Genomic DNA, 20993 nt, shown 5'->3' on the forward strand with positions numbered 1-20993 from the left:
TCGCACTCAAATTACGCGGGCGCCATGCCCTTCAGGGCCAGGCGAATCAAAGTGGCACTGTCAGCGTCCGGTTGCTCCTTGCTAGCGCGAGCAACCATTTTACTGGCTTCTGTAGGCTTGTAGCCCAGCGCCGCCAGGGCGCTTTCAGCCTCGCCAGAGTGATTCACCTTGGGGGCGACAGCTGCAGCCATCAAAGGGATATCATTGGCATCACCAAAATCCGGGGTCAACTTATCGCGCAGCTCCACAATCAGGCGCTCGGCAGTCTTCTTGCCCACACCGGGCACTTTTACCAAAGCTGCAACATTATCCTCGGCTACGCAGCGCGCCAGGGCCGCGCCATCAAGCCCGGACAAAATAGCCAGGGCCATTTTGGGCCCTACGCCACTGACCTTGATCAGAGTGCGAAACAGCTTGCGATCGGCATCGCGAATAAAGCCATATAACTGCTGGGCCGTTTCAGAAACAGCCAGGTGAGTATGCAGCTGCACCGGCTGCCCCAGGGCGGGCAGTTCAAAAATAGTGGTCATAGGGGCGAGAACTTCGTAGCCAATCCCCTGCACATCTACCAGTAAAAGAGGTGGCTGCACTGCGGCCAAAGTGCCGCTCAGTCTTCCAATCATGTGTTATTCCAGGTCTGTTATATCTGCGCCCGCTATCGGGCCAATCCTATCAGCCGCTCACACACTGAGACGGCCACGGCGGAAACGACTGCGCGCACCACCAGCAGTGAATACCAGGGTCTGCTCGGTGTGCATATGGCAAAGGGCCACAGCAAGGGCATCGGCGGCATCCTCCTGAGGAGTCGCCGGCAGCGATAGCAGAGTCTTGACCATGTGCTGCACCTGTAATTTATCCGCAGCGCCGTTACCCACCACTGCCTGCTTGACCTTACGAGCCTCGTACTCGGCAACTTCAAGGCCGCTGTTAGCACCGGCTACGATAGCGGCACCACGAGCCTGCCCCAGCTTCAGTGCAGAGCCAGCACTTTTGGACATAAATACGCTCTCTATGGCCATTTGGGCGGGTTGGTATTGCTGGGCGATCTGGCTAATTGCATCAAAGATCAGCTTCAGTCGCCCTGGCAGTGGCCCCTCGGGTATTCGAATCACCCCACTGGCCACATAGCGGGCCTTGCCCCGCTCTACATCGATAATTCCATAGCCCGTTTTACGCGAGCCGGGGTCAATACCCAGGATTCGGGTCAAAAGGCGGCTCCCCAAAATATCTGTATGTTTATATAGTGGCGGAGTGTCCCAAGGTGGGAAGAGGGCGTCAAGGGAGAGCGGTGAGGGAGTGGGTCGAAAACCGCAGGTGTCAGGGCAGGATAACTCCTGCCCCGGGATGAACAGGCGTTAACCCAGCTCTTCCATTACCTCAGCGGGAATATCTGCGTTGGTGTAAACATTTTGCACATCATCAAGATCTTCCAGCATCTCGATCAGGCCCAGCACTTTCTCGGCACCCTCTTTATCGAGTGGAACCGTAGTGGAAGGAATCATGTCGATCTCGGCACTATCCGGAGTAAACCCAGCCTCTACCAATGCGTCCTTCACTGTCAGGTAATCCTGGAATTCAGTCGTTACCTCAACACTGCCATCGTCATTGGATTCAATATCTTCAGCTCCGGCTTCCAGGGCCGCATCCATAAGCGCATCTTCATCCACGCCGACTTCGTAGTACATCTGTCCCTTGCGCGAGAACAGGTAACTCACAGATCCATCAGTACCCAGATTGCCGCCGCGCTTGGAGAAAGCATGGCGAACCTCAGCCACGGTACGGTTGCGATTGTCGGTCAGGCACTCTACCAGCACCGCAACACCACCAACGCCGTAACCTTCGTAAACCACCGCTTCGTAGTTGTCTCCATCGGCATTTCCGGCGCCGCGAGCAATTGCCTTATCGATGGTATCGCGCTTCATATTTGCGCCCAAAGCCTTGTCGATAGTGGTGCGTAAACCCGGGTTATCATCCGGGTTCGGACCCGCTTTCGCAGCAACGGTCAATTCGCGAATAATCTTGGTGAAGACCTTGCCCCGCTTGGCATCCTGGGCCGCTTTGCGGTGCTTGATATTGGCCCATTTACTGTGTCCGGCCATTTTCCATCTCTCTTCAGTCAGTGTATGGGATGGGCAATATGCGAAGCGAGTTACCCATCAACACGGTTTGATGGGCTCACTTCGCATAGCCCTCCGGGTAAAAATCAGCTGATTTTTTCTTCCTTCTGGCGCAGGCGAATGCTCAATTCACGCAATTGCTTGGCGTCAACTTCCCCCGGCGCATCTGTCATAACACAGGCTGCACTCTGGGTTTTGGGGAAGGCAATTACATCACGGATCGAATCGGTACCGGTCATCAGCATCACCAGGCGATCCAGACCAAACGCCAGGCCACCGTGGGGCGGGGCACCGTATTTCAGCGCATCCAACAGGAAGCCAAATTTCTCGCGCTGCTCTTCTTCATCAATACCGAGGGTACGGAAAACCACCTGCTGCATTTCCTGATCGTGGATACGCACTGAGCCACCACCGAGCTCGGTACCATTCAGTACCATATCGTAAGCACGGGACAGGGCGCCGAGCGGGTTTTGCTCGAGCTCTTCCGGTGTACAGGAAGGTGCTGTAAAAGGATGGTGCAGGGCGGTGAGACTACTGTCGTCATTCTCTTCAAACATCGGGAAGGCAACCACCCACAGTGGCGCCCACTCAGAAGTGTAGAGATCCAGGTCTTCACCCAATTTGCAGCGCAATGCGCCCAGGGCCTCAGAGACAATTTTGGCATTATCGGAACCGAAGAAGATGACGTCGTCATCTTCCGCCTGCAGTCGATCTAGAATCGCCGCGCGAGTTTCCAATGGCAGGAATTTAACGATCGGTGACTGAAGCCCATTCTCAAGATCAGAGCGATTATTGACCTTGATATATGCCAGGCCTTTAGCGCCATAGATACCAACGAACTTTCCATAGTCATCCAGCTGTTTACGGGTCAGCTTTTTACAACCGCCGGGCACCTTGATCGCCGCGACACGCCCTTTGGGGTCATTGGCCGGGCCGGAGAATACCTTGAAGTCCACCTCGGTCATCAGGTCTTTGATTTCCACCATTTCCAGCGGGATACGCAGGTCCGGCTTGTCCGAGCCGTAACGCAGCATCGCCTGGTAATGGGTCATACGTGGGAACTCTCCCAGTTCAACGCCCTTCAGTTCTTTGAACAGCTTGCGCACCATACCCTCGGTGATCGCCATGATCTCTTCTTCGTCAAGGAAGGAGGTCTCGATATCGATCTGGGTAAATTCCGGCTGGCGATCTGCGCGCAGATCTTCATCGCGGAAACACTTGGCTATCTGGTAGTAGCGGTCGAAACCGGACACCATTAACAGCTGCTTGAACAGCTGCGGGGATTGCGGCAGGGCGAAGAACTTGCCCTCATGGGTTCGACTCGGTACCAGGTAATCGCGCGCGCCCTCCGGGGTAGCGCGAGTCAGAATCGGTGTCTCAATGTCGAGGAAACCGTGCTCATCCAGATAGTTGCGAATTGCCGTAGTCAGCTTGGAGCGGAAATAAAGGTTGTTCTGCATCTCCTTGCGACGCAGGTCAAGATAACGGTACTTGAGGCGCACGTCCTCGCCCACCTCAGTATGTTCATCCAGCTGGAAGGGCACGGTTTCAGCCGCGTTGAGAATTTCCAGCTCGGTGCCGTATACCTCTACTTCACCGGTATCCATATTCGGGTTTAAAGCTTCAGGCGCACGGGCGCGTACTCGACCGGTGACCTTCAGCACATATTCACTGCGCACGCGGTCAGCCATTTCGAAATGCTCAGCGGCATCCGGGTCAAATACCACCTGAACAATGCCCTCGCGATCGCGCAGGTCGATGAAGATCACACCGCCGTGATCTCGGCGGCGATCGACCCAGCCACAGAGGGTTACTACACGGTCTATGTCCGCGGAACGAAGGACGCCACAGTAGTCGCTGCGCATGGATGAAAATTCCCGTTATCAGTAGGTGAAAGATTAAATAGAGGGTACACCGCGCGGGCGGACCCGCACAGCGGGTCTAGGCCGTCTTCGCCGCCGCTTTAGCGGACTTGTCGCCTTTGGCATTACCACTATTGGCCGAGCCACCGGCCAGGTTTTTCTTGTTACCGGTCTTGAAATCGGTCTCATACCAACCGCCGCCCTTTAAGCGGAATCCAGCCGCGGAGATTTTCTTATGCAGCTCGGCCTGATCACAGGCTGGACAATCTTTAAGCGGGTCGTCGCTCATGCGCTGCAGGGCCTCCATTTCATGGCCGCAGGCATTGCACTGGTATTCATAGATCGGCATTACTCAGTACCTGGTGCTGTAAAAAGGGGGACAGAGTATACATGAGCCCCTCAGAGGGAAGAAGCTACCCACTCCTTTTGACCTGCCGAGAGGGGTTTCAGGGTCACAAAAAGGCTAAAAAATGGTGGAAAAACACTATTTTTCCAGTATTCCCCCGTGCGACAGAACAAAAACTATATATACTTCCCTCCATCACCCGCTGGAACCGCCGTTTTTTGGATGCAGCGCAGCGGGAGACCAAACACACTTTTAACGGATACACACCGAACAACAAAAGAAGGAAGTAAGCCATGGCTGTTACCAAGAAAGCTGCTACCAAAAAGGCTCCAGCAAAGAAAGCTGCACCGGCCAAAGCTGCACCAGTCAAAAAAGTAAAAGCAATCAAGGAAAAGTACACCAAAACCCAGGTGTTAAACCAGATTGCTGAGAAAACCGAGCTGTCCCGCAAACAGGTTCAGTCTGTCCTGGACGAGCTGAACGATATCATTGAGGGTCACGTCAAGAAGCGCGCTGTTGGCGAATTCGCACTGCCCGGCCTGCTGAAAATCACCACTGTGAAGAAGCCAGCCAAGAAAGCTCGCAAGGGTATCAACCCCTTCACCGGTGAAGAGACCACCTTTAAGGCCAAGCCGGCCAGCATTCAGGTGAAGGTTCGCCCACTGAAGAAGCTGAAGGAAATGGCGGAGTCCTAAGACACCCCTATTTCCCAGTACAAAAACCCCGCTCCAGCGGGGTTTTTTATTGCCATATTCGGCTGGCCCCATTTTAAAAGTGCGCTGGCTTCCCCGAGGAAAATCACCGTAAGCTCAACGCCCTCGCCCCAATATTCAGGGCTATCCGGTAATATTTATTGGCCGGCGAATAGCGTAAAATAGCCAGCTTACCGATAATTGAACCCAGTTTATTCCTATGCGCGCATCCCGATATCTCATCGCAACCCAGAAAGAAACCCCGAACGACGCAGTAGTAATCAGCCATCAACTGATGCTGCGCGCGGGTATGATCCGCCGTCTCTCCTCCGGCCTCTATACATGGCTACCCACGGGACTGCGCGTACTGCGCAAGGTGGAGAGAATTGTGCGCGAGGAAATGGACCGCGCAGGCGCGCTGGAGGTTCTAATGCCAGTAGTGCAACCGGCTGAACTTTGGGAGGAATCCGGCCGCTGGCAGCAGTATGGTCCCGAGTTGCTGCGTATTCAGGACCGCCACAACAATGACTTCTGCCTGGGACCAACTCACGAGGAAGTCATCACCGACCTGATCCGCAATGAGATCAAAAGCTACAAACAGCTGCCGGCGAGCTTCTACCAGGTGCAAACAAAATTTCGCGATGAGATTCGCCCCCGTTTCGGTGTAATGCGCGCGCGCGAATTCACCATGAAAGACGCCTACTCCTTCCATGTCGATGCAGACTCCCTGCAGGAAACCTACGACATCATGCACGGCGCTTACTGTCGTATTTTTGATCGCATTGGCCTGGACTACCGTCCGGTGCTTGCGGATACCGGCTCTATCGGTGGCTCCAGTTCCCACGAATTCCATGTATTGGCGCACAGCGGTGAAGACGATATCGCCTTCTCAACTGAATCCCGCTATGCCGCTAACGTGGAACTGGCTGAAGCCGTAGTCCCCGCCGGTGAGCGCGCCGCGCCCGGCCAAGAAATACAGGAAGTACACACCCCCGGGCAGAAAACTATCGTCGACGTCAGTGAATTCCTGAAGCGTGATCCCGCTCATTCAGTGAAAACCCTGATTGTGCTGGGTGAGTGTGAAGAGGGGGAGACTGCACCGCTGATCGCACTGGTACTGCGCGGCGATCACGAGCTGAATGAACTGAAAGCGGAAAAGCTGGCCGGCATCGCCAGTCCGCTGCAGTTCGCGCCAGAGCAACGCATTGCAGATGAGCTGGGCTGCAATATCGGTTCCCTCGGCCCGGTAGGTCTAAAAATCGACGCTGTTGTAGATAGATCTGCTGCGCATTTAGCGGACTTTATCTGCGGCGCCAACCGCGACGACTATCACTTCTCTGGTGCGAACTGGGGTCGCGATGTAGAACTCGGCCGTGTGGCCGATCTACGCAATGTGGTTGCCGGCGACGCCAGCCCAGACGGCCAGGGAACCCTGGAAATCAAACGTGGTATTGAGGTCGGCCATATTTTCCAGCTCGGCGACAAATACAGCCGCGCTATGAACGCCACCGTACTCGATGAGAATGGCAAAGAGCAGGTCATGCCCATGGGCTGCTACGGTATCGGCGTTTCCCGCATCGTGGCAGCGGCGATTGAACAAAATCACGACGACTCCGGTATTTTGTGGCCCGATGCAATTGCCCCCTTCCAGCTGGCAATCGTACCTATCAATATGCACAAGAGCGAAGTGGTGCGGGAGAAATGTGAGCACCTCTACGAATCCCTGCGCAACAAGGGCATTGATGTACTGTTGATGGATGAACCCAAAGCGCGCCTCGGAGCCATGCTTGCAGATGTCGAGTTAATTGGTATCCCGCACCGTATAGTGATCGGCGACCGCGGCCTGGAAAAAGGCGTGGTCGAATACAAAGGTCGCAGTGACGCCGAAAGCCAGGAATTTGCCGTTTCACAGCTTGAAGACGTGCTGCAGGAAAAAATCAGTTACTGATCAACGCCTTCCTACCCGGCCCGCTCCCGCGGGCTGGTCCTCCTTACAGGCCGGTCCCGGAATAGAATTGCGCCACAGGTCCGCAAAAAGACACTGCCCATTTTGCCAGGATTTCGTAAAATCCCCGGCATGATAAAAAAAACTATCACCGCGCTGTTGCTGTGCCTGCTCTGGAGTAATGCTCAATCCCAGAGCGCTGCCAATGAAGTTGATCCTGAACTGCGCCTTGCCCTGAGTGAGGCCATCAGCCAGGCGGACAGCTTCGTAGATCGCTTCGATGCAGAAGTGTGGTTGATGTCAAAATCCCAACCACTGTCCCGCTACATCAAAGACCCCAAAAGGCGTATGCATGTGTTAAAAGCGATTCACCGCGAGGCAACACGTGCAGGGCTACGCCCAGAGATTGTGCTCGCTGTGATCCAGATAGAAAGCGCCTTCAACCCCTATGCAGTTTCCCGTGTGGGAGCCCAGGGTATGATGCAGGTGATGCCATTTTGGAAAAAAGAGATCGGGCGCCCGGACGATAACCTTATCGATATGGATACCAATCTGCGCTATGGCTGTACCATCCTAAAGCACTATATCAAAAAGGCAAAAGGCAACCTGGCCAACGCCCTCGCCTACTACAACGGTAGCTACGGCCGCCACACTTATAGCAGCAAAGTCCTGGATGCCTGGGCAAACCGCTGGAGATAAACCATGACCTCCGGTTATTTATTTTTCTCCGGCGGCGCCTGCGCGCTGCTGTTATTGGCTGCAACCAAAGTATCCATGAACCACCACCAACTTGCCGTAGGACGCTGGCTGATACTGGTGTTGATAGGCGTAATCTGCTACCTGCTACTGCCCACTCTACCTGTTCTGAATGGTCCCGTTGCCTTGCTGATCCATATGCCGGTGATCCTGGTCCCCGGCGCATTCTGGCTCTTCACCCATTTACTTTGCAGAGAGGATGAACCCTTCCCGCGCTGGGGCTGGCCCCCCATTGCACTCTCTATCGCCTTTAGCATTATGGCAAATCATGCGCCAATTTCATTGAGTAACAACGCCCAGGAAACTTTCTTTAACTTGTCCCAATTCCTGCGCCTCGCTTTGATCGGCCTAGGAATGCTGACATTGTTGGGGCAGTTCCAATCCGACCTGGTAGAGGAGCGCCGACGACTGCGCGCCATTCTGCTAATTGCAGTGGGCACCTATATGTTTATTGTGATTGGTGCAGAATCCCTGTTCGCCTATCGCCCGGTACCCAATGGCGTACCAACTTTGCATGCGCTGCTGGCTAGCCTATTGTCCCTGGCCGCTTGCCTATGGCTATTGGCACTGTCGCCCAGTGCACTCGGAGAATCCCTGCAGCAGCCATCAGCAGATATCCCCAAAGAGGCAACACCAGTACCAGAGCCGGCACCAAACCTGGATGAACAGCAGCTGGCTCAATTGGTAAGGCTGCAGGAACATATGAAAAAAGGCGGCTATCGCCACACAGGGCTGACTATACGCGAACTGGCAGAGCAGCTTGATACCCGTGAACACCTACTGCGCACCCTGATCAATCGCCATCTGGGTTACCGAAATTTCAACGAATACCTGAATCAGTTCCGGATCAATGAAGCCAGCGTCCGCCTGGCCGATCCCGATCAGGCCCATCTTCCGGTGCTAACAATTGCCCTGGATATCGGTTACCGCTCATTAAGCCCATTTAATGCCGCCTTCAAACGCCGCCACAACTTGACTCCCACCGAGTACCGTCGTGAGAAGCTGCCCGCCTAATTGAACCACTATTCAGAATCCGTCAGTATTTTTTCATTTTCCGTAAGCCCCTCGGAAGAAATCTCCCCAGACTGGAAACTCCACCGCATACGTTGCCTCCGTATCCTCAGGGAAAGCAACGACTTGATTCCCAATACAGTATTGATGGTGAGCCTATGGACTTTCTATCGGATGTGGCTAACTACGGGGCCATCCACTTTAAATTGACCTTGTTTCGCTATGTTCTGGCGGCTTCGGTAATGAGCATCTGTGCGGGTTGGCTATTTCGCGCCTGGATGAACCGGCGCCGAATTCAAAAGCGCCGTGCAAGCTGGGAGGATATTCGCCGCGAAGTCAGCTACTCCTTTCTGACAGTCTGTATTTTCACTCTATTCGGTATCACGATTAACCTGTTACAGGATATGGGTATTGCCAAGCTTTACTGGCAATGGAGCGACTATCCCATATGGTGGAGTCTCATCAGCCTGCCCATAGTAATACTCCTACACGACGCCTATTTCTACTGGACCCACAGGGCCATGCATCACCCAAAAGTGTTTAAGCACTTCCATCGCCTGCACCATAAGTCACTTACGCCTACACCGTGGACTGCCTACAGTTTTTCTATCGGGGAAATTTTTGTTAATGGGCTTTTTTCGCCCCTGATTGCACTGACAATCCCCTTGCATCCAACAATCTGGCTCAGCTTCCTGTTCGTTATGATTTTCCGCAACTCCATGTTGCATACTGGACGAGAATTCCACCCACGCAGTTGGGTAGATGGCCCTCTGGACAATATGACCACCACCACCCACCATGACCTGCACCACCAGCGCTTCCAGGGAAATTACGGGTTTTACTTCACCTGGTGGGATCGGCTGATGGGAACAGAATTCAAAGACTACAAGACAGTATTTCGTCAGGCGGTGGACGGGGAGTTGCACGGCGAAAAATTGCCACAAACTGCCGGAGTTATCCAGAACACAGGTGGAGGAGAGGGGGACAAAATCACTGCCTAGATATCGTTCCAGCGGATCTGTAGTCGGCAATCAGCTGCTGCAGATCCTAGCCCATAATATTCAGCCACCCAGGTATAGCGTCAGCGGCAATGATATCAGGCTGATAAAAGCTGTCGCGACCACCATAGCAGAGGCAACGGCACCATCACATCCATAACGCTTAGCCAGGACTGCGGCAATCGCCCCAGAAGGCATAGCGGCCTGCAAAACCAGCAATTCCCGCTCAAGGTGTGGCAGTTCAAAGGACATTGCCAGAGCCCAGGCCAGCAAGGGCTCCGCCAGCAGCTTCAGCAACACGGCAACGACGATCAGCCCGGCCAGTTCACGCACAGCAATTGGACGCAGTGCCAGCCCGATACTAAATGCCACCAGTACAATTAAAGACTGTCCCGACACCCGTAAAACATCCTCAAACAACTGGATAACAACATTACCCTGTGGCAAGCCGATAAATGAAATAGCCGTCCCCAGGACCATGGCAATAAAAATCGGTGAGGTAAAAAAAGGGCTGCAGGCCTCCCACAGAGTTTCCCTGCGGTTCTCATCCCTACCAAAGTAAATCGCCACAGCAACTCCAAAGGTAAAAACTGATAACAGCGCGCCATACTCGCCAATCAGCACGCTATCACGCATGACTAACGGATTATTGTGGAAAACCCGCCGAATCAATGACAGGCCCAAGGTCGACGAGCCGCCAAACCCAGCTACCAGGACAATAGAGCCCAGCGTCTTGCGGTTAAGCCCCATCGCCTTACCAATTAGCCATGCAGGCACCATGATGCCGATACTAACAGCAAATAAAATCACAGCTGGAATCAGCGCCTGAGAGGAAAAGGGGACCTTACTCAAGCTGAGCAGGATTACCGCAGGCAAGGCAAAATCTGTGGTCAGGCGGCCAAATACACCCTGCTCTTCGGTGAGAATAACTCGATGCTTACGTAAAAAGATCGCCGTGGCACAGAGGGCCACCAGGATAACCAGGGCTTCCACCAGACTTTGGAACTGTGACATTTCACCCACCTGTAGGGTAGCAGTGCATAAACCACTTCCCATACTTATTTAAAGTGATGAGAGAGCCACAACAGGCTTTGGCTAATAGAACCTCGGCCTGGCTTTTAGTCCGGATTTATTCCACAGAGAAATTGTTAGATGGAAAAAGAATAAGTCATAAATCGAAATTCGATTAGCTTAGCCGGACCCGAAAAATCTCCGCTTAATGCCCGTGCTGCAATGGCAACCAACGCGACTCGCGGTAACAGAAAAGCCCCCAGGCGACCATCACCACTTCCAGGGCCAAAAACAGCAGGTTGCGCTCATCAAAGCTACCAGTCGTCAACATGCCAAAGAGCCTGCCGAGAGCAAATCCAATATAAGAGAGGGACAAGGCCGCATAAGCTGCTCTGCGGTGCGGACGCATGGCCAGGGCTATTAAAAGAATCACAGCAATTGCCAGCATGAAGCCGCCGTAAGTAGCGAGAAATTCTGGCACCGCAGCAGGAGAAACAAATGACATGCCGATTGCCGCAACAAAGGCTTCCGGGTTAACTAAAGCGCCCAAACCTATGGACGCAAAAATCAACAAATTAAGAGTCAAGTAGACCCGTCCCAAATATTTCAACTGCAAGTCCTCTCCACCAGCGGTGATCAAATATCTCGGGAAATGATTGCCGCAAAGCCGCTGCCGTTCCCAAAAGCCTGACTAAAGTATATATGAGGTTAAAGCCGCCACTCTTCCTATCAGGTCACCAACCCTGTGTAAATTGGCCGGTAACAGGATGCCTTACTTCCTGGCAAAACGGTTGGCGCCCTCCATACTTACAGGTCGCCACCCCTAACTCTCACGACTTACCCAAAACAGGGCCGATGCATGAGAGCACTAATCAAAGAGCCACTAATTCATATGCTAATCATCGGCGGCCTGCTGTTTATCCTTGATACGCTTGTACAAGAACAGCCCAGTGACCGCAACAAAATTGTCATAACTGAAGGCCATATTGAGCATCTCTCCGCAGTCTTTGCCCGCCGCTGGCAACGCACTCCCTCCCCTGATGAAGTGCAGCAGCTCGTGGAAAACTATGTTCGTGAAGAAATACTGTATCGCGAGGCACTGAACCTCGGCCTGGATCACAACGATACGGTGATCCGACGGCGCCTGCGTATGAAAATGGAATTTGTTGCCAGGGATCTCAACAACACTCTCACACCATCAGACAACACACTTCAACTGTATCTGGACCAAAACACACACCGCTACCAACACCCGGCCCAATTCAGCTTCAGGCAACTTTACTTCCCAGCCAGTAGTAACACCGAAGATATCAAAAAGTCCCTGAGCTGGCTCAATCAGGGTGTAGATTACGCAGCTTCCGCAGACAGTACTCTGCTGCCCGAGCGGATAAGTGATGAGAGCGATGTACGCATAGATCAGCTATTCGGCCCCGGCTTTTCCGCTCAGCTTGCCAAAGCGTCACTTGGAAAATGGTCTGGACCATTTGAATCCGCCTATGGATGGCATCTGGTTTTTCTTAAAGAGTCTCAGCCCCCTAGGGCAGCCCTGCTCTATGAAATACGTGCAGAGATACTGCGCGACTGGCGGTTGCACGAACGGAAAACAGTACTGGAGCAGCAGTATCAGCAATACCGTGAAAATTACACAGTGCGTATTGAACCTCTCTCCGGAAACAGTGATACGGTGGCACTCAAGTGAAGAAGCCTTCCAGCAGCTGGACAGCGATATTCCTTCTGGCACTGTGTATGCTGCCTTTCCCACCTTCAACCGCCGCCCATGAAGTTCGTCCCGCATATCTGCAAATCGAACAGTTGGACACACAACGGTTCGATGTTATTTGGCGGGTACCTGCGCGAGGGCAATTACGCCTGTCGCTGAATGTGCGATTTGGTCAGGGGGCTACGACTCTGAACCCACCAAGTGGCAGATTCCAAAACGGCTTTTACACTGAGCGCTGGCAGATCCAACATCCTGGGGTGTTATCTCAGCTACCAATCTCAATTGATGGTCTGGAGCATACCCTCACCGATGTGCTGGTGCGCATTGCCTGGCTCGAAGGGCATGAACTGGTACAACGGCTAATGCCCGACCGGCCGCACTTTGTTGTCAGTAACAAAGAGCACCACGGGAAAATTTCCATTACCTATTTCAACCTCGGCCTGGAGCATATCCTGCTGGGACTTGATCACCTGCTATTTGTCCTGGCCCTGATGCTGCTATGCAGTGGCTGGCAACAGCTCCTGCTGGCCGTTACCGGCTTCACCCTGGCACACAGTATCACCCTCGGTGCCGCCACGCTTGGCCATCTATCCTTGCCACAGGCTCCGGTAGAAGTGCTTATTGCTCTCAGTATTGTCTTTGTCGCCAGTGAAACATTGGCCAAGCAACGCGGCCGCAGCAGTTTGGCAACCCGCTTGCCCTGGCTGATGGCCCTCATCTTCGGTCTGCTACACGGCCTGGGTTTTGCTGGCGCCCTGGCAGATATTGGCTTGCCACAAACCTCTATCCCGCTGGCCCTACTCACTTTCAATCTCGGAGTGGAGGCCGGGCAGCTAGTGTTTATTGCCGTCACCACCGCCCTCTTAGTGGGGCTGAGCCGTACATTAAGGGTGGTACAGCAGTGGCGCTTTTCAAAGCACCAACGGGCTGTAAATGATTGGGAGGAAGGGCATGTAACCGCCTGGATAAAGGCACCTCTGGCTTATTCGATCGGGGGAATCGCCTGCTATTGGTGCCTGGAGCGGATTTTGTCGCTGCTGCTATAACCGATAGCTGTCAGCGGCGGAGCAACACAGCCCTACCGCTTTCAGCAAAGCCTCAGTCCTGAAACAGTAACTCCAGTGGATAGCCAGTGAAGGGTTTGGTTTTTTCAATCACTAAATGTGAAGTCATACGGGAAATAGCTGCATCTTCGTTAGCCAGCAACTGTTCGGAAACCCGGTTGAAATCCGCTGCATCAGGGCAGACAAAACGCAACATATAGTCAAACTCACCAGACATCTTCACACAGGAGACGATTTGCGGAATGTCATTAATTATGCGCCGGAAATTTTCACTGGTGCGCGCATCCTGACGCTTTAGAGCCACGTTTACATAAAATTCTGCATGACGCACCTTATCCAGGTTGATCTCGGCAAGGAATTCCCGGATATAGCGCTCACTGGTCAGGCGCTTCACCCGAGCCAGACAGGCACTCTCCGAAAGGCCAATCTGTTCACTCAAATTCAGGTTGCTAATACGGGCGTTAGTTTGCAGGGCCTGCAAAATACGCAAATTATGCCGGTCAATTTTCACGGAACTGATTTCTTTTGAATCTGAAAGGGGGCAAGGATAGCGGTATTCGCTGGAGGCTGAAACATTACAGCCTCCATAGCGGCAAAAGTTACCGCCTCAAAACCTATGCCTGAGGCGATATCTGCCAGCTTTCGGCTCAGCTGGCCTGGCGATTTCCACTGGTGACAAACTGCTCGATACGATCTAGCGCTCGAGACAGTTCAGCCTCATCAGCGGCGAGAGTGAGGCGAACATGGTTCACCGCACTCTTACCAAAGGGTGCGCCGGGCAGTACTGACACCCGCTCGGCATCCAGCAGGGCTTCGGCAAACTCCTGTCCAGAGGTCGCCACCTCGGACACATCCACCATAACGAACATACCTGCCTCAGGACTATAGCAACCAAGCCCCGGAATTTTACCAATACGCTCAACTATCAGGTCGCGGCGACGTTCGTAGGCATCGCGCATCTGCTTGACAAAATAGGAGTCAAATTCCAGGGCGAAAGCCGCGGCCTCCTGGATAAACTGGGGACAACCAAAGATCGTAGCACCCGCAAACTCCACCAGCCTATCCACCAGTGAGCCACGAGCAACGGCCCAACCAAGCCTCCAGCCACTCATAGCATGGGACTTGGACAGCCCGTCAATCACCACAATATTGTCCAACTCCTCAGCTGCCGTGCGCAGGGAAGTATGTCGGCGCGCGAAAGTGATCATGGAGTACATCTCATCACATACCAGCCAGACATTGCGTTCTCGGCAGTACGCCGCCAGTTCTCGCAGCTGCTCCGGGGTTGCCATGGCACCGGTGGGATTTACCGGAGTGTTAATCATCACCACCCGGGTTTCATTACCGATCGCCGCCTTGATCGTCTCCACATCGAAAGCAAAGTCCTTCTCTGCCGTACAGGCGACCCGCTTCACGGAAAGTCTGAGGCTGTCACAGATAGGCACATAACCGATATACATCGGCTCGGGAATCACAATCTCCTCACCGGGATTCAGCAAACAGGAGAGAACCGCAAAAATAGCGTTGGTTCCACCGGGAAAGACCACTACATCATCGGGGTTACAGGGGTGCGGCGATACCTTACTCTCGATATCAGCGATGGCGCGGCGCAGCATAGGTTCGCCGGCAGCGGGGGAATAATGGGTACGTCCCACACCAAGGCGGGCACGGGCAAAGTCCAGTATCGGCTCTGGGGTATCAAAATTTGGATCCCCTACACAGAGAAATATGACATCCTCCCCTTTGTCTGCCAGGCCATGGGCACGTTCACTGACAGCCCAAACATTAGAATCCTCGCTGTTCAGGGCCTCGCTTTGAAGGCTGAATCGGGGAGTAAAATCTGTCACGTTTTTCACTATTTATCTGCCATTTATGCCCGCTAAGGTAACAACCATTAGAGTAATTGATGGCTCTAAATCACCACAGATTTCGCATTACACAGGAGTTTACAGGGGCAATACCGCAGAAAATTCTGTGAAAATTTGCCTTGTAGCGATCTCCGGCCAATTGCAGAGAAATGCTTCAAAAAAGGTGTTCCATAATGTAAAACAAGCATTAACATACCGACATAACTTGACATATGACTATCTGGGCAGATTTTTTAGGCAACTCCATAGCCTCTAAAAGTTACCCTAAAATTAGCCGGCAGTATCGATATTGGCACTAATAGAAACTGACACTACCGTATAGAAAATAATTTCTCCTTAACCTTTCTTCTTGCAACTAAATTCCATGCATAGAGATCGTAATCTTTGTGCTTAATACTCTTTTGACAATTAACAACTATTACTTGAACCCACTCTTGGCTTCTCCATACCCCTTTCAACAAAACAAAAGATAAACTGGCCAGTGCACTTGATAAGGGAATATCTGATCGATATGTACTCTATAAAGATGTCTCTGCAATTCGTTAAAGTTTACACAAGGCCACCCTGTCCCAAGTGATGAAAAAAGCTGACACCCCTAAAGTGGTTGCAAGGCTATTACCAAAAGTACTAAAGCAGCATGGCAAGAATTTTATTGTAGGCTGGCACAATCCGAATAGATCCCAGGACGAGCCCAGGTATGAGTACTGGCTCACCAAACTGAACAGAAAAAATTCTGGATTTTCTCAGATTGAAGTCTCGGAAGTTAATATTACTTATACAGATTTTTGGGGCTTCGATCATGTCAGTGAGACATTGCGAAAGCACATCGAAGTAGCAATGGCCCTGATCCTAGTCACTGCTGCCATTATCGTTGACCTAAGGAATAATGGTGATGGCAGTATTGATCGTTTAACAAGACGTTATTTGTTTGACAATCCCTCTCTTTCAAACAGTATCTATTAAAAATTTTTCCGTAGTACTGCTAAGTTCTGGACCATCGATAAAATTCATGACAGAAAAAGCCATAGATCCCCACATATATAAGCCGGTTGCTGTACATTTTCCTCTACTGGAACCTTCGCTTACTACCAAATACAATTGATCAGGCGCCGGAGACATACCAGATGTAGAAATTGCAAAAGAAATTGCATTTGATACCGCTTAGTAGTTTTAATTGCAAGAGCTACAAAATTTGCAAAAAATCCCAAGCAGACCAAGGGAGTCTGATCAAATGAAAAAATTGACAGAAAAATAAATTTCGCAAAAAAAATCATAGTATCCGGAAGTTACCACCATGATAGATTACGATCAGATAAAACATATCGGCATTGTCGGATGCTCAGCTGAGGGGGCCGCACTCTGCTACAAAACTATCTGCACCGAGAGTAGCAGGTACCTCGGTGAGCATGCACACCCAGAGATATCTATGCACACTCATTCACTAGCTCAATATGTAAAATACCTGAAAACGAATGATCTTCACGGCATAGGTAACCTGATGCTCTCATCTGTGGATAAGCTAAAAGCACAAGGGGCAGATTTTATAATATGCCCCGACAATACCATCCACCAAGCCTTCGACTATGTAGCGCAAAGATCCCCACTCCCGTGGTTACATATTGCTGATTGTGTAATCCGTGAGGCAAAAGCATGCGGCTTCAAAAAGCTAGGAATTCTGGGCACCCAATGGCTGACAGAGAGCGACGTATATCCCGCCAAGATAGAAAGAGCGAAACTAAGCTGGCAAAGACCGACACAGGAAACCACAAAAAGAATTGGCCACCTGATTATGAGTGAGCTGGTTTACGGCATAGTCAAACCAGGGACTGTCCGCTACTTTCAAAACACAATCAATAAATTCAGAGACTCTGGATGTGATTCAGTTATTCTTGGCTGCACAGAAATCCCTTTGGTCATAAGCGATAACAACTCATCACTTCCAACGCTAAACTCCAACCGAATTCTGGCAAAAGCAGCAATATCTGAGGCAATATAGTATTACCTAATAACCTATACATAAAATCATATTTAATTTGTGTGGACTTCAACTATTAAAAGCAAAAGGATACGAATAAGGCTCTAAAAATTACGCAACATTAAGAACAATATAACTAATAAAAATGTAGCGTAGAAGCTTCCCTAAAGTCACCAAGAGAAAAAACCATAATAAGGGAACCCTTAGGATGCCAGCCATAATGGTTAATGGATCACCGATTATCGGAACCCATGCAAAACATAGCGATAACATTCCATATTTCTTGAAACGTTGCTCAGCTTGCAGGAATTCATCCTCTGAAATTTTAAACCATCTTTTAACCACACCTAAACTAGCCCAATATCCAAGCGCATAGTTGGTCAAAGAGCCTAGTACATTCCCAGCAGTGGCAACTATGATTAATGTAGGAGCAGACAAACCGTTAAGCAGCAGGATAGTCAGCACAACTTCCGAACTTAAGGGTAAGATCGTTGCAGCCAAAAATGCAGAAAAAAAGAGACCGAAAACCCCTAACTCAGCAAAACCTTCCATTATCCATCTTAAACTTACAAAATTCAGCAGGCAGTTTAACTACTATCGACCGGCCCCACAACCTGGCACCTCTATAATTAAGCTTACAAAACGCCTAAACAATCCACGAAAAAACATTAGTAAATTGAATGTTTTTTTGCATTTACTCAACACTCCTGAGTTCCACATTACATATTAGCACCTCAAGAAAATCCAAGAGAGTTTAAACTTACAAGTCAGCAGCCTAGCAATCACCAGCCTAATAGATTCTTCACGCTTGAATCCACGGAAAATAGAAAAGAACAAACAATATTCATTTAATTGCACAGGTTGGCACATATATTTCACTTGCCACCCAAAGAAAGATTACACAAAATACAAATCATAACCAAACATTAAGAATTACATCTGCTGATAGAAAACTCATGCAAAACATCTTAATAGAAAGAAGTATTCAATGCCCTTACTGCGGTGAGTCGATCACAATATTGATCGATGCTTCAGTTGCATCACAGCGCTACATCGAAGATTGTCAGATCTGCTGTAGACCAATCGTACTTCAAGTGAATATTGATATTAACAATGTGTTATCTATTTCTGCTCACAGTGAGGATGAAACTTTCTAGATGCCTTTCTTTCACGAAGATACACTATACCCCCATTAGAAATTATCGGCCTTTATTTAAGGTTAGCAAAAACCTCAATCGCTCGCTGTCGACCTGCACTCACATCGCAAATAACCTTTGGATACCCTTCCGTTGGAGGGGGATTATGGATCTCTTTATTATTGAGACTCGAAAGTTCTGGAATATACTTCCGTATGAATGTTCCATCTGGGTCGAACTTTTGTGATTGACTGTAAGGGTTGAACACACGAAAATAGGGAGCTGCATCAGTTCCCGTGGAAGCCGTCCATTGCCAACCGCCATTGTTGGAAGCAAAGTCTGCATCAAGTAAATGCTGCATAAAATAACGCTCCCCCCAGCGCCAATCAATCAGCATGTTTTTAGTCAAAAATGAGGCAACTATCATACGTAAGCGATTGTGCATCCACGCGGTTTCGTTTAACTGGCGCATGGCGGCATCGACAATAGGAACTCCAGTTTCACCGCGACTCCAGCACGCAAACCTGTCTTCATTATATGACCAGGGAATTTGATCGGTTATCTCCTTAAATGGCTCACCTTTACTCAGCCGAGGAAAATCTACTAGCAGATGAGTGTAAAATTCCCTCCAGATTAATTCACTTATCCAGCATGCGATACCATTGTTACCGCCTTGCCAGAGGCCCTGATTTAAATTCAGGGCCATATTTACGCACTGACGAATAGAAATTGCTCCACAGTTTAAATAGGGTGATAGGCGCGAGGTACTATCCAGGGAAGGAAAATCCCTTTCAGATTGGTATTTACTGACTAAGCCACTAAATACCTTCAGGCGCTTCTGTGCAGCTTTTTCTCCGGCCTTCCACCCCTTTACAACCCCTGTTTCAACAGTATTAATTGTATACTGCGACAACTCACCGGGCATTTTCTGCTTCAGTTTCTTACCTTCACTCAATGCCAGCCATTTTGGCCAGTACGCTCCTTTGTCTGGAGGGGCTATTTTTCGCGGAGCCGGTAAAGACTTGGTTTCACTTTCTGCACAAAGTTGGATCAAGGCACGTTTAAAAGGAGTAAAAACCTTATAAGGATCACCACTACCTGTTCTCACAGAGCCAGGAGGTAACAGTGTACGATCGCTGAAGTATTCAACCTCGACCCCAGATTTTGTCAGTACATCCCGTACTGCATTATCCCGGCGCTGCTCATTTAGTGGATATTCGGCATTGGCAAAAAGGGCATCTATTTTCAGGCGTTGGGTTATTTCCTGCAGCACTTGAGGAACCTGAGAAAATGTCGAGACTTCAAGGAAGTACAATGGAATATTTCGGACTTGCAACTGGGCTTGTAATTCATGAAGACAGGCCATGCGAAAAGCAACCAGTACATCTCCTTCATTGTGCAATTTCCAGCTATCAGGACAGGCAATAAAAATAGAGGCTATTTCTTTGCAATGAGTGCTGGCGCGATATAATGCAGAATTATCATATATACGTAGATCACTACGAAACCACATTAAACCTCGCTCAAAAGGAAACTGTCGGCTGATCATCCCAGCTGCCCCTGCAGTTGCGCAATTGCTTTTTCGGTGGTTCCTGATAGCACTGAAACAGCAACCAGCTTTCGCAATCCCGCCAGTTCTGCATATTGTATATCAACAAAATCTCCCGTGAGCCAAAGTCGTGTCTTAAGACCCGAGGCCAATTTCGTTAAATCATGGTGAATAAAGTGCTTGGACAAAGCTCTGTGGCTATAGAAGAGAACACCATCAATCTCTAGCTCTGTTACAAGGTCTTCCAGTCCGACCGAGCCAGCCTGGCCGCTAAAGACGACAGTATCAATACCCTTAGCCAGAAGCACAGCACTGAACATTTGTACAAAGACCTGCTGTTCCCCACCGGAAAGCCCAAGCAGGCACAGCTTATGTGAGAATGTTTTTTTATTTTTGCGTAGGTTTCTACGGGCGATACCATTGGCTAACAGCAACTGTTCATTTAATAATTGCCAAAAAAATTGTAAAGCAACTCCACTTTCTGACAGAGATGCCCTTCCCAACTTTTCTTGTAGAGGTTTTAACCAGTACTCGATCAGTAGCGGCGATGGAAAGGCCGCGATCCACTGATCCAGTCGCATGCGTAGCTGGGGCTCAGCAAAGTCTTCCAGGAGACTGCAGGTTTCATCAAGCATTGCCCACCAACTACTTCCATTTTCCTCATTTATTTCTGCGCACAACCTATTTCCTTGGCCGCGTTCAACCAGCTCGCGTACCTGTCCTATAGCCACACCGCGAGCGAGATATGTCAGAACCTTCTCAATACGGCGTACCTCTACCTCACTGTAGAGCCGATGACCTTTGCTGGTGCGAGCAGGAGAGAGCAGTCCGTAGCGACGCTCCCAAGCTCGTAATGTCACCGCTCGAACACCGGTGCGGCGCGCCACTTCTCGAATAGGCAAGTGGGCTACTTCGGAAACTTCTTCATCAACCATGGCGGCGA

Annotated in this window: 22 protein-coding genes; 10 read left to right on the forward strand and 12 right to left on the reverse strand. The window is 50.6% G+C overall.

Annotation, left to right across the window (positions count from 1 at the left end):
- Nucleotides 1-11: 11 nt before the first annotated feature.
- From ruvA to GL2_RS03170, 5 genes are all read right to left on the reverse strand, one after another.
- A complete protein-coding gene (ruvA, locus tag GL2_RS03150) occupies nucleotides 12-623 on the reverse strand; it encodes a Holliday junction branch migration protein RuvA (RefSeq protein ID WP_143729262.1) in 612 nt (203 codons plus the stop codon).
- Between the two features lie 57 nt (nucleotides 624-680).
- The gene (gene ruvC, locus GL2_RS03155; protein ID WP_143729263.1) at nucleotides 681-1208 is read right to left on the reverse strand and encodes a crossover junction endodeoxyribonuclease RuvC; all 528 of its coding nucleotides are present in this window, start codon (nucleotides 1206-1208) and stop codon (nucleotides 681-683) included.
- Nucleotides 1209-1355: 147 nt separating this feature from the next.
- Nucleotides 1356-2099 carry a YebC/PmpR family DNA-binding transcriptional regulator gene (locus GL2_RS03160; RefSeq protein ID WP_143729264.1) on the reverse strand — a complete coding sequence of 248 codons (744 nt, stop codon included), beginning with the start codon at nucleotides 2097-2099 and terminating at the stop codon, nucleotides 1356-1358.
- Nucleotides 2100-2203: 104 nt separating this feature from the next.
- Nucleotides 2204-3982, reverse strand: coding sequence for an aspartate--tRNA ligase (gene aspS / locus GL2_RS03165; protein ID WP_143729265.1), 1779 nt, complete (start codon nucleotides 3980-3982; stop codon nucleotides 2204-2206).
- Nucleotides 3983-4058: 76 nt separating this feature from the next.
- Nucleotides 4059-4328, reverse strand: coding sequence for an FmdB family zinc ribbon protein (locus GL2_RS03170; protein ID WP_143729266.1), 270 nt, complete (start codon nucleotides 4326-4328; stop codon nucleotides 4059-4061).
- 290 nt (nucleotides 4329-4618) lie between these two features.
- Between GL2_RS03170 and GL2_RS03175 the strand changes: the two genes are divergently transcribed.
- From GL2_RS03175 to GL2_RS03195, 5 genes are all read left to right on the forward strand, one after another.
- Entirely contained in the window at nucleotides 4619-5020 is a 402-nt protein-coding gene (locus GL2_RS03175; protein ID WP_143729267.1) for an HU family DNA-binding protein, read from the forward strand.
- 217 nt (nucleotides 5021-5237) lie between these two features.
- On the forward strand, nucleotides 5238-6965 hold the full coding sequence (locus tag GL2_RS03180) for a proline--tRNA ligase (RefSeq protein ID WP_143729268.1): 1728 nt from the start codon (nucleotides 5238-5240) through the stop codon (nucleotides 6963-6965).
- Between the two features lie 129 nt (nucleotides 6966-7094).
- Nucleotides 7095-7661: a lytic transglycosylase domain-containing protein gene (locus GL2_RS03185; RefSeq protein WP_143729269.1), complete on the forward strand. Its 567-nt coding sequence runs from the start codon at nucleotides 7095-7097 to the stop codon at nucleotides 7659-7661.
- Between the two features lie 3 nt (nucleotides 7662-7664).
- A complete protein-coding gene (locus tag GL2_RS03190) occupies nucleotides 7665-8732 on the forward strand; it encodes a helix-turn-helix transcriptional regulator (RefSeq protein ID WP_143729270.1) in 1068 nt (355 codons plus the stop codon).
- Nucleotides 8733-8887: 155 nt separating this feature from the next.
- The gene (locus GL2_RS03195) at nucleotides 8888-9730 is read left to right on the forward strand and encodes a sterol desaturase family protein (protein ID WP_143729271.1); all 843 of its coding nucleotides are present in this window, start codon (nucleotides 8888-8890) and stop codon (nucleotides 9728-9730) included.
- 60 nt (nucleotides 9731-9790) lie between these two features.
- On the opposite strand, the gene GL2_RS03200 is transcribed toward GL2_RS03195, so the two are convergent.
- Both GL2_RS03200 and GL2_RS03205 read right to left on the reverse strand, forming a co-directional pair.
- Nucleotides 9791-10741 carry an AEC family transporter gene (locus GL2_RS03200; RefSeq protein WP_172621040.1) on the reverse strand — a complete coding sequence of 317 codons (951 nt, stop codon included), beginning with the start codon at nucleotides 10739-10741 and terminating at the stop codon, nucleotides 9791-9793.
- A 202-nt stretch (nucleotides 10742-10943) separates the two neighbouring features.
- Entirely contained in the window at nucleotides 10944-11354 is a 411-nt protein-coding gene (locus tag GL2_RS03205; RefSeq protein WP_172621041.1) for a DUF4345 family protein, read from the reverse strand.
- Between the two features lie 243 nt (nucleotides 11355-11597).
- On the opposite strand from GL2_RS03205, the gene GL2_RS03210 reads away from it, so the two are divergent.
- Both GL2_RS03210 and GL2_RS03215 read left to right on the forward strand, forming a co-directional pair.
- The gene (locus GL2_RS03210; RefSeq protein WP_143729274.1) at nucleotides 11598-12437 is read left to right on the forward strand and encodes a peptidyl-prolyl cis-trans isomerase; all 840 of its coding nucleotides are present in this window, start codon (nucleotides 11598-11600) and stop codon (nucleotides 12435-12437) included.
- Nucleotides 12434-13504 (forward strand): HupE/UreJ family protein, encoded by a 1071-nt coding sequence (locus tag GL2_RS03215; RefSeq protein WP_197736517.1) that lies wholly within the window; start codon nucleotides 12434-12436, stop codon nucleotides 13502-13504. The genes GL2_RS03210 and GL2_RS03215 overlap by 4 nt, the downstream gene beginning before the upstream one ends.
- Before the next feature lie 52 nt (nucleotides 13505-13556).
- Here the strand turns inward: GL2_RS03215 and GL2_RS03220 are convergent, their stop codons facing one another.
- Entirely contained in the window at nucleotides 13557-14033 is a 477-nt protein-coding gene (locus GL2_RS03220) for an Lrp/AsnC family transcriptional regulator (protein ID WP_143729275.1), read from the reverse strand.
- A 136-nt stretch (nucleotides 14034-14169) separates the two neighbouring features.
- The gene (locus GL2_RS03225; protein ID WP_232053750.1) at nucleotides 14170-15378 is read right to left on the reverse strand and encodes a pyridoxal phosphate-dependent aminotransferase; all 1209 of its coding nucleotides are present in this window, start codon (nucleotides 15376-15378) and stop codon (nucleotides 14170-14172) included.
- Between the two features lie 588 nt (nucleotides 15379-15966).
- Between GL2_RS03225 and GL2_RS03230 the strand changes: the two genes are divergently transcribed.
- Nucleotides 15967-16353 (forward strand): hypothetical protein, encoded by a 387-nt coding sequence (locus GL2_RS03230; RefSeq protein WP_143729276.1) that lies wholly within the window; start codon nucleotides 15967-15969, stop codon nucleotides 16351-16353.
- A gap of 331 nt (nucleotides 16354-16684) precedes the next feature.
- The gene (locus GL2_RS03235; protein ID WP_143729277.1) at nucleotides 16685-17386 is read left to right on the forward strand and encodes an aspartate/glutamate racemase family protein; all 702 of its coding nucleotides are present in this window, start codon (nucleotides 16685-16687) and stop codon (nucleotides 17384-17386) included.
- 90 nt (nucleotides 17387-17476) lie between these two features.
- On the opposite strand, the gene GL2_RS03240 is transcribed toward GL2_RS03235, so the two are convergent.
- Nucleotides 17477-17917 carry a YqaA family protein gene (locus GL2_RS03240; RefSeq protein ID WP_143729278.1) on the reverse strand — a complete coding sequence of 147 codons (441 nt, stop codon included), beginning with the start codon at nucleotides 17915-17917 and terminating at the stop codon, nucleotides 17477-17479.
- A gap of 404 nt (nucleotides 17918-18321) precedes the next feature.
- Here GL2_RS03240 and GL2_RS03245 point away from each other — a divergent pair, with 404 nt between their 5' ends.
- On the forward strand, nucleotides 18322-18522 hold the full coding sequence (locus GL2_RS03245; RefSeq protein ID WP_143729279.1) for a CPXCG motif-containing cysteine-rich protein: 201 nt from the start codon (nucleotides 18322-18324) through the stop codon (nucleotides 18520-18522).
- Nucleotides 18523-18574: 52 nt separating this feature from the next.
- Here GL2_RS03245 and GL2_RS03250 read toward each other — a convergent pair whose 3' ends face one another.
- Complete coding sequence (locus GL2_RS03250; RefSeq protein ID WP_232053751.1) at nucleotides 18575-20050, reverse strand: deoxyribodipyrimidine photo-lyase; 1476 nt, start codon at nucleotides 20048-20050, stop codon at nucleotides 18575-18577.
- Nucleotides 20047-20985 (reverse strand): MerR family transcriptional regulator, encoded by a 939-nt coding sequence (locus GL2_RS03255; protein WP_143729280.1) that lies wholly within the window; start codon nucleotides 20983-20985, stop codon nucleotides 20047-20049. Before GL2_RS03255 ends, GL2_RS03250 begins: the two co-directional genes overlap by 4 nt.
- Between the last annotated feature and the right edge of the window lie 8 nt (nucleotides 20986-20993).

It is taken from the genome of Microbulbifer sp. GL-2 (assembly GCF_007183175.1).
Lineage (GTDB): Bacteria > Pseudomonadota > Gammaproteobacteria > Pseudomonadales > Cellvibrionaceae > Microbulbifer.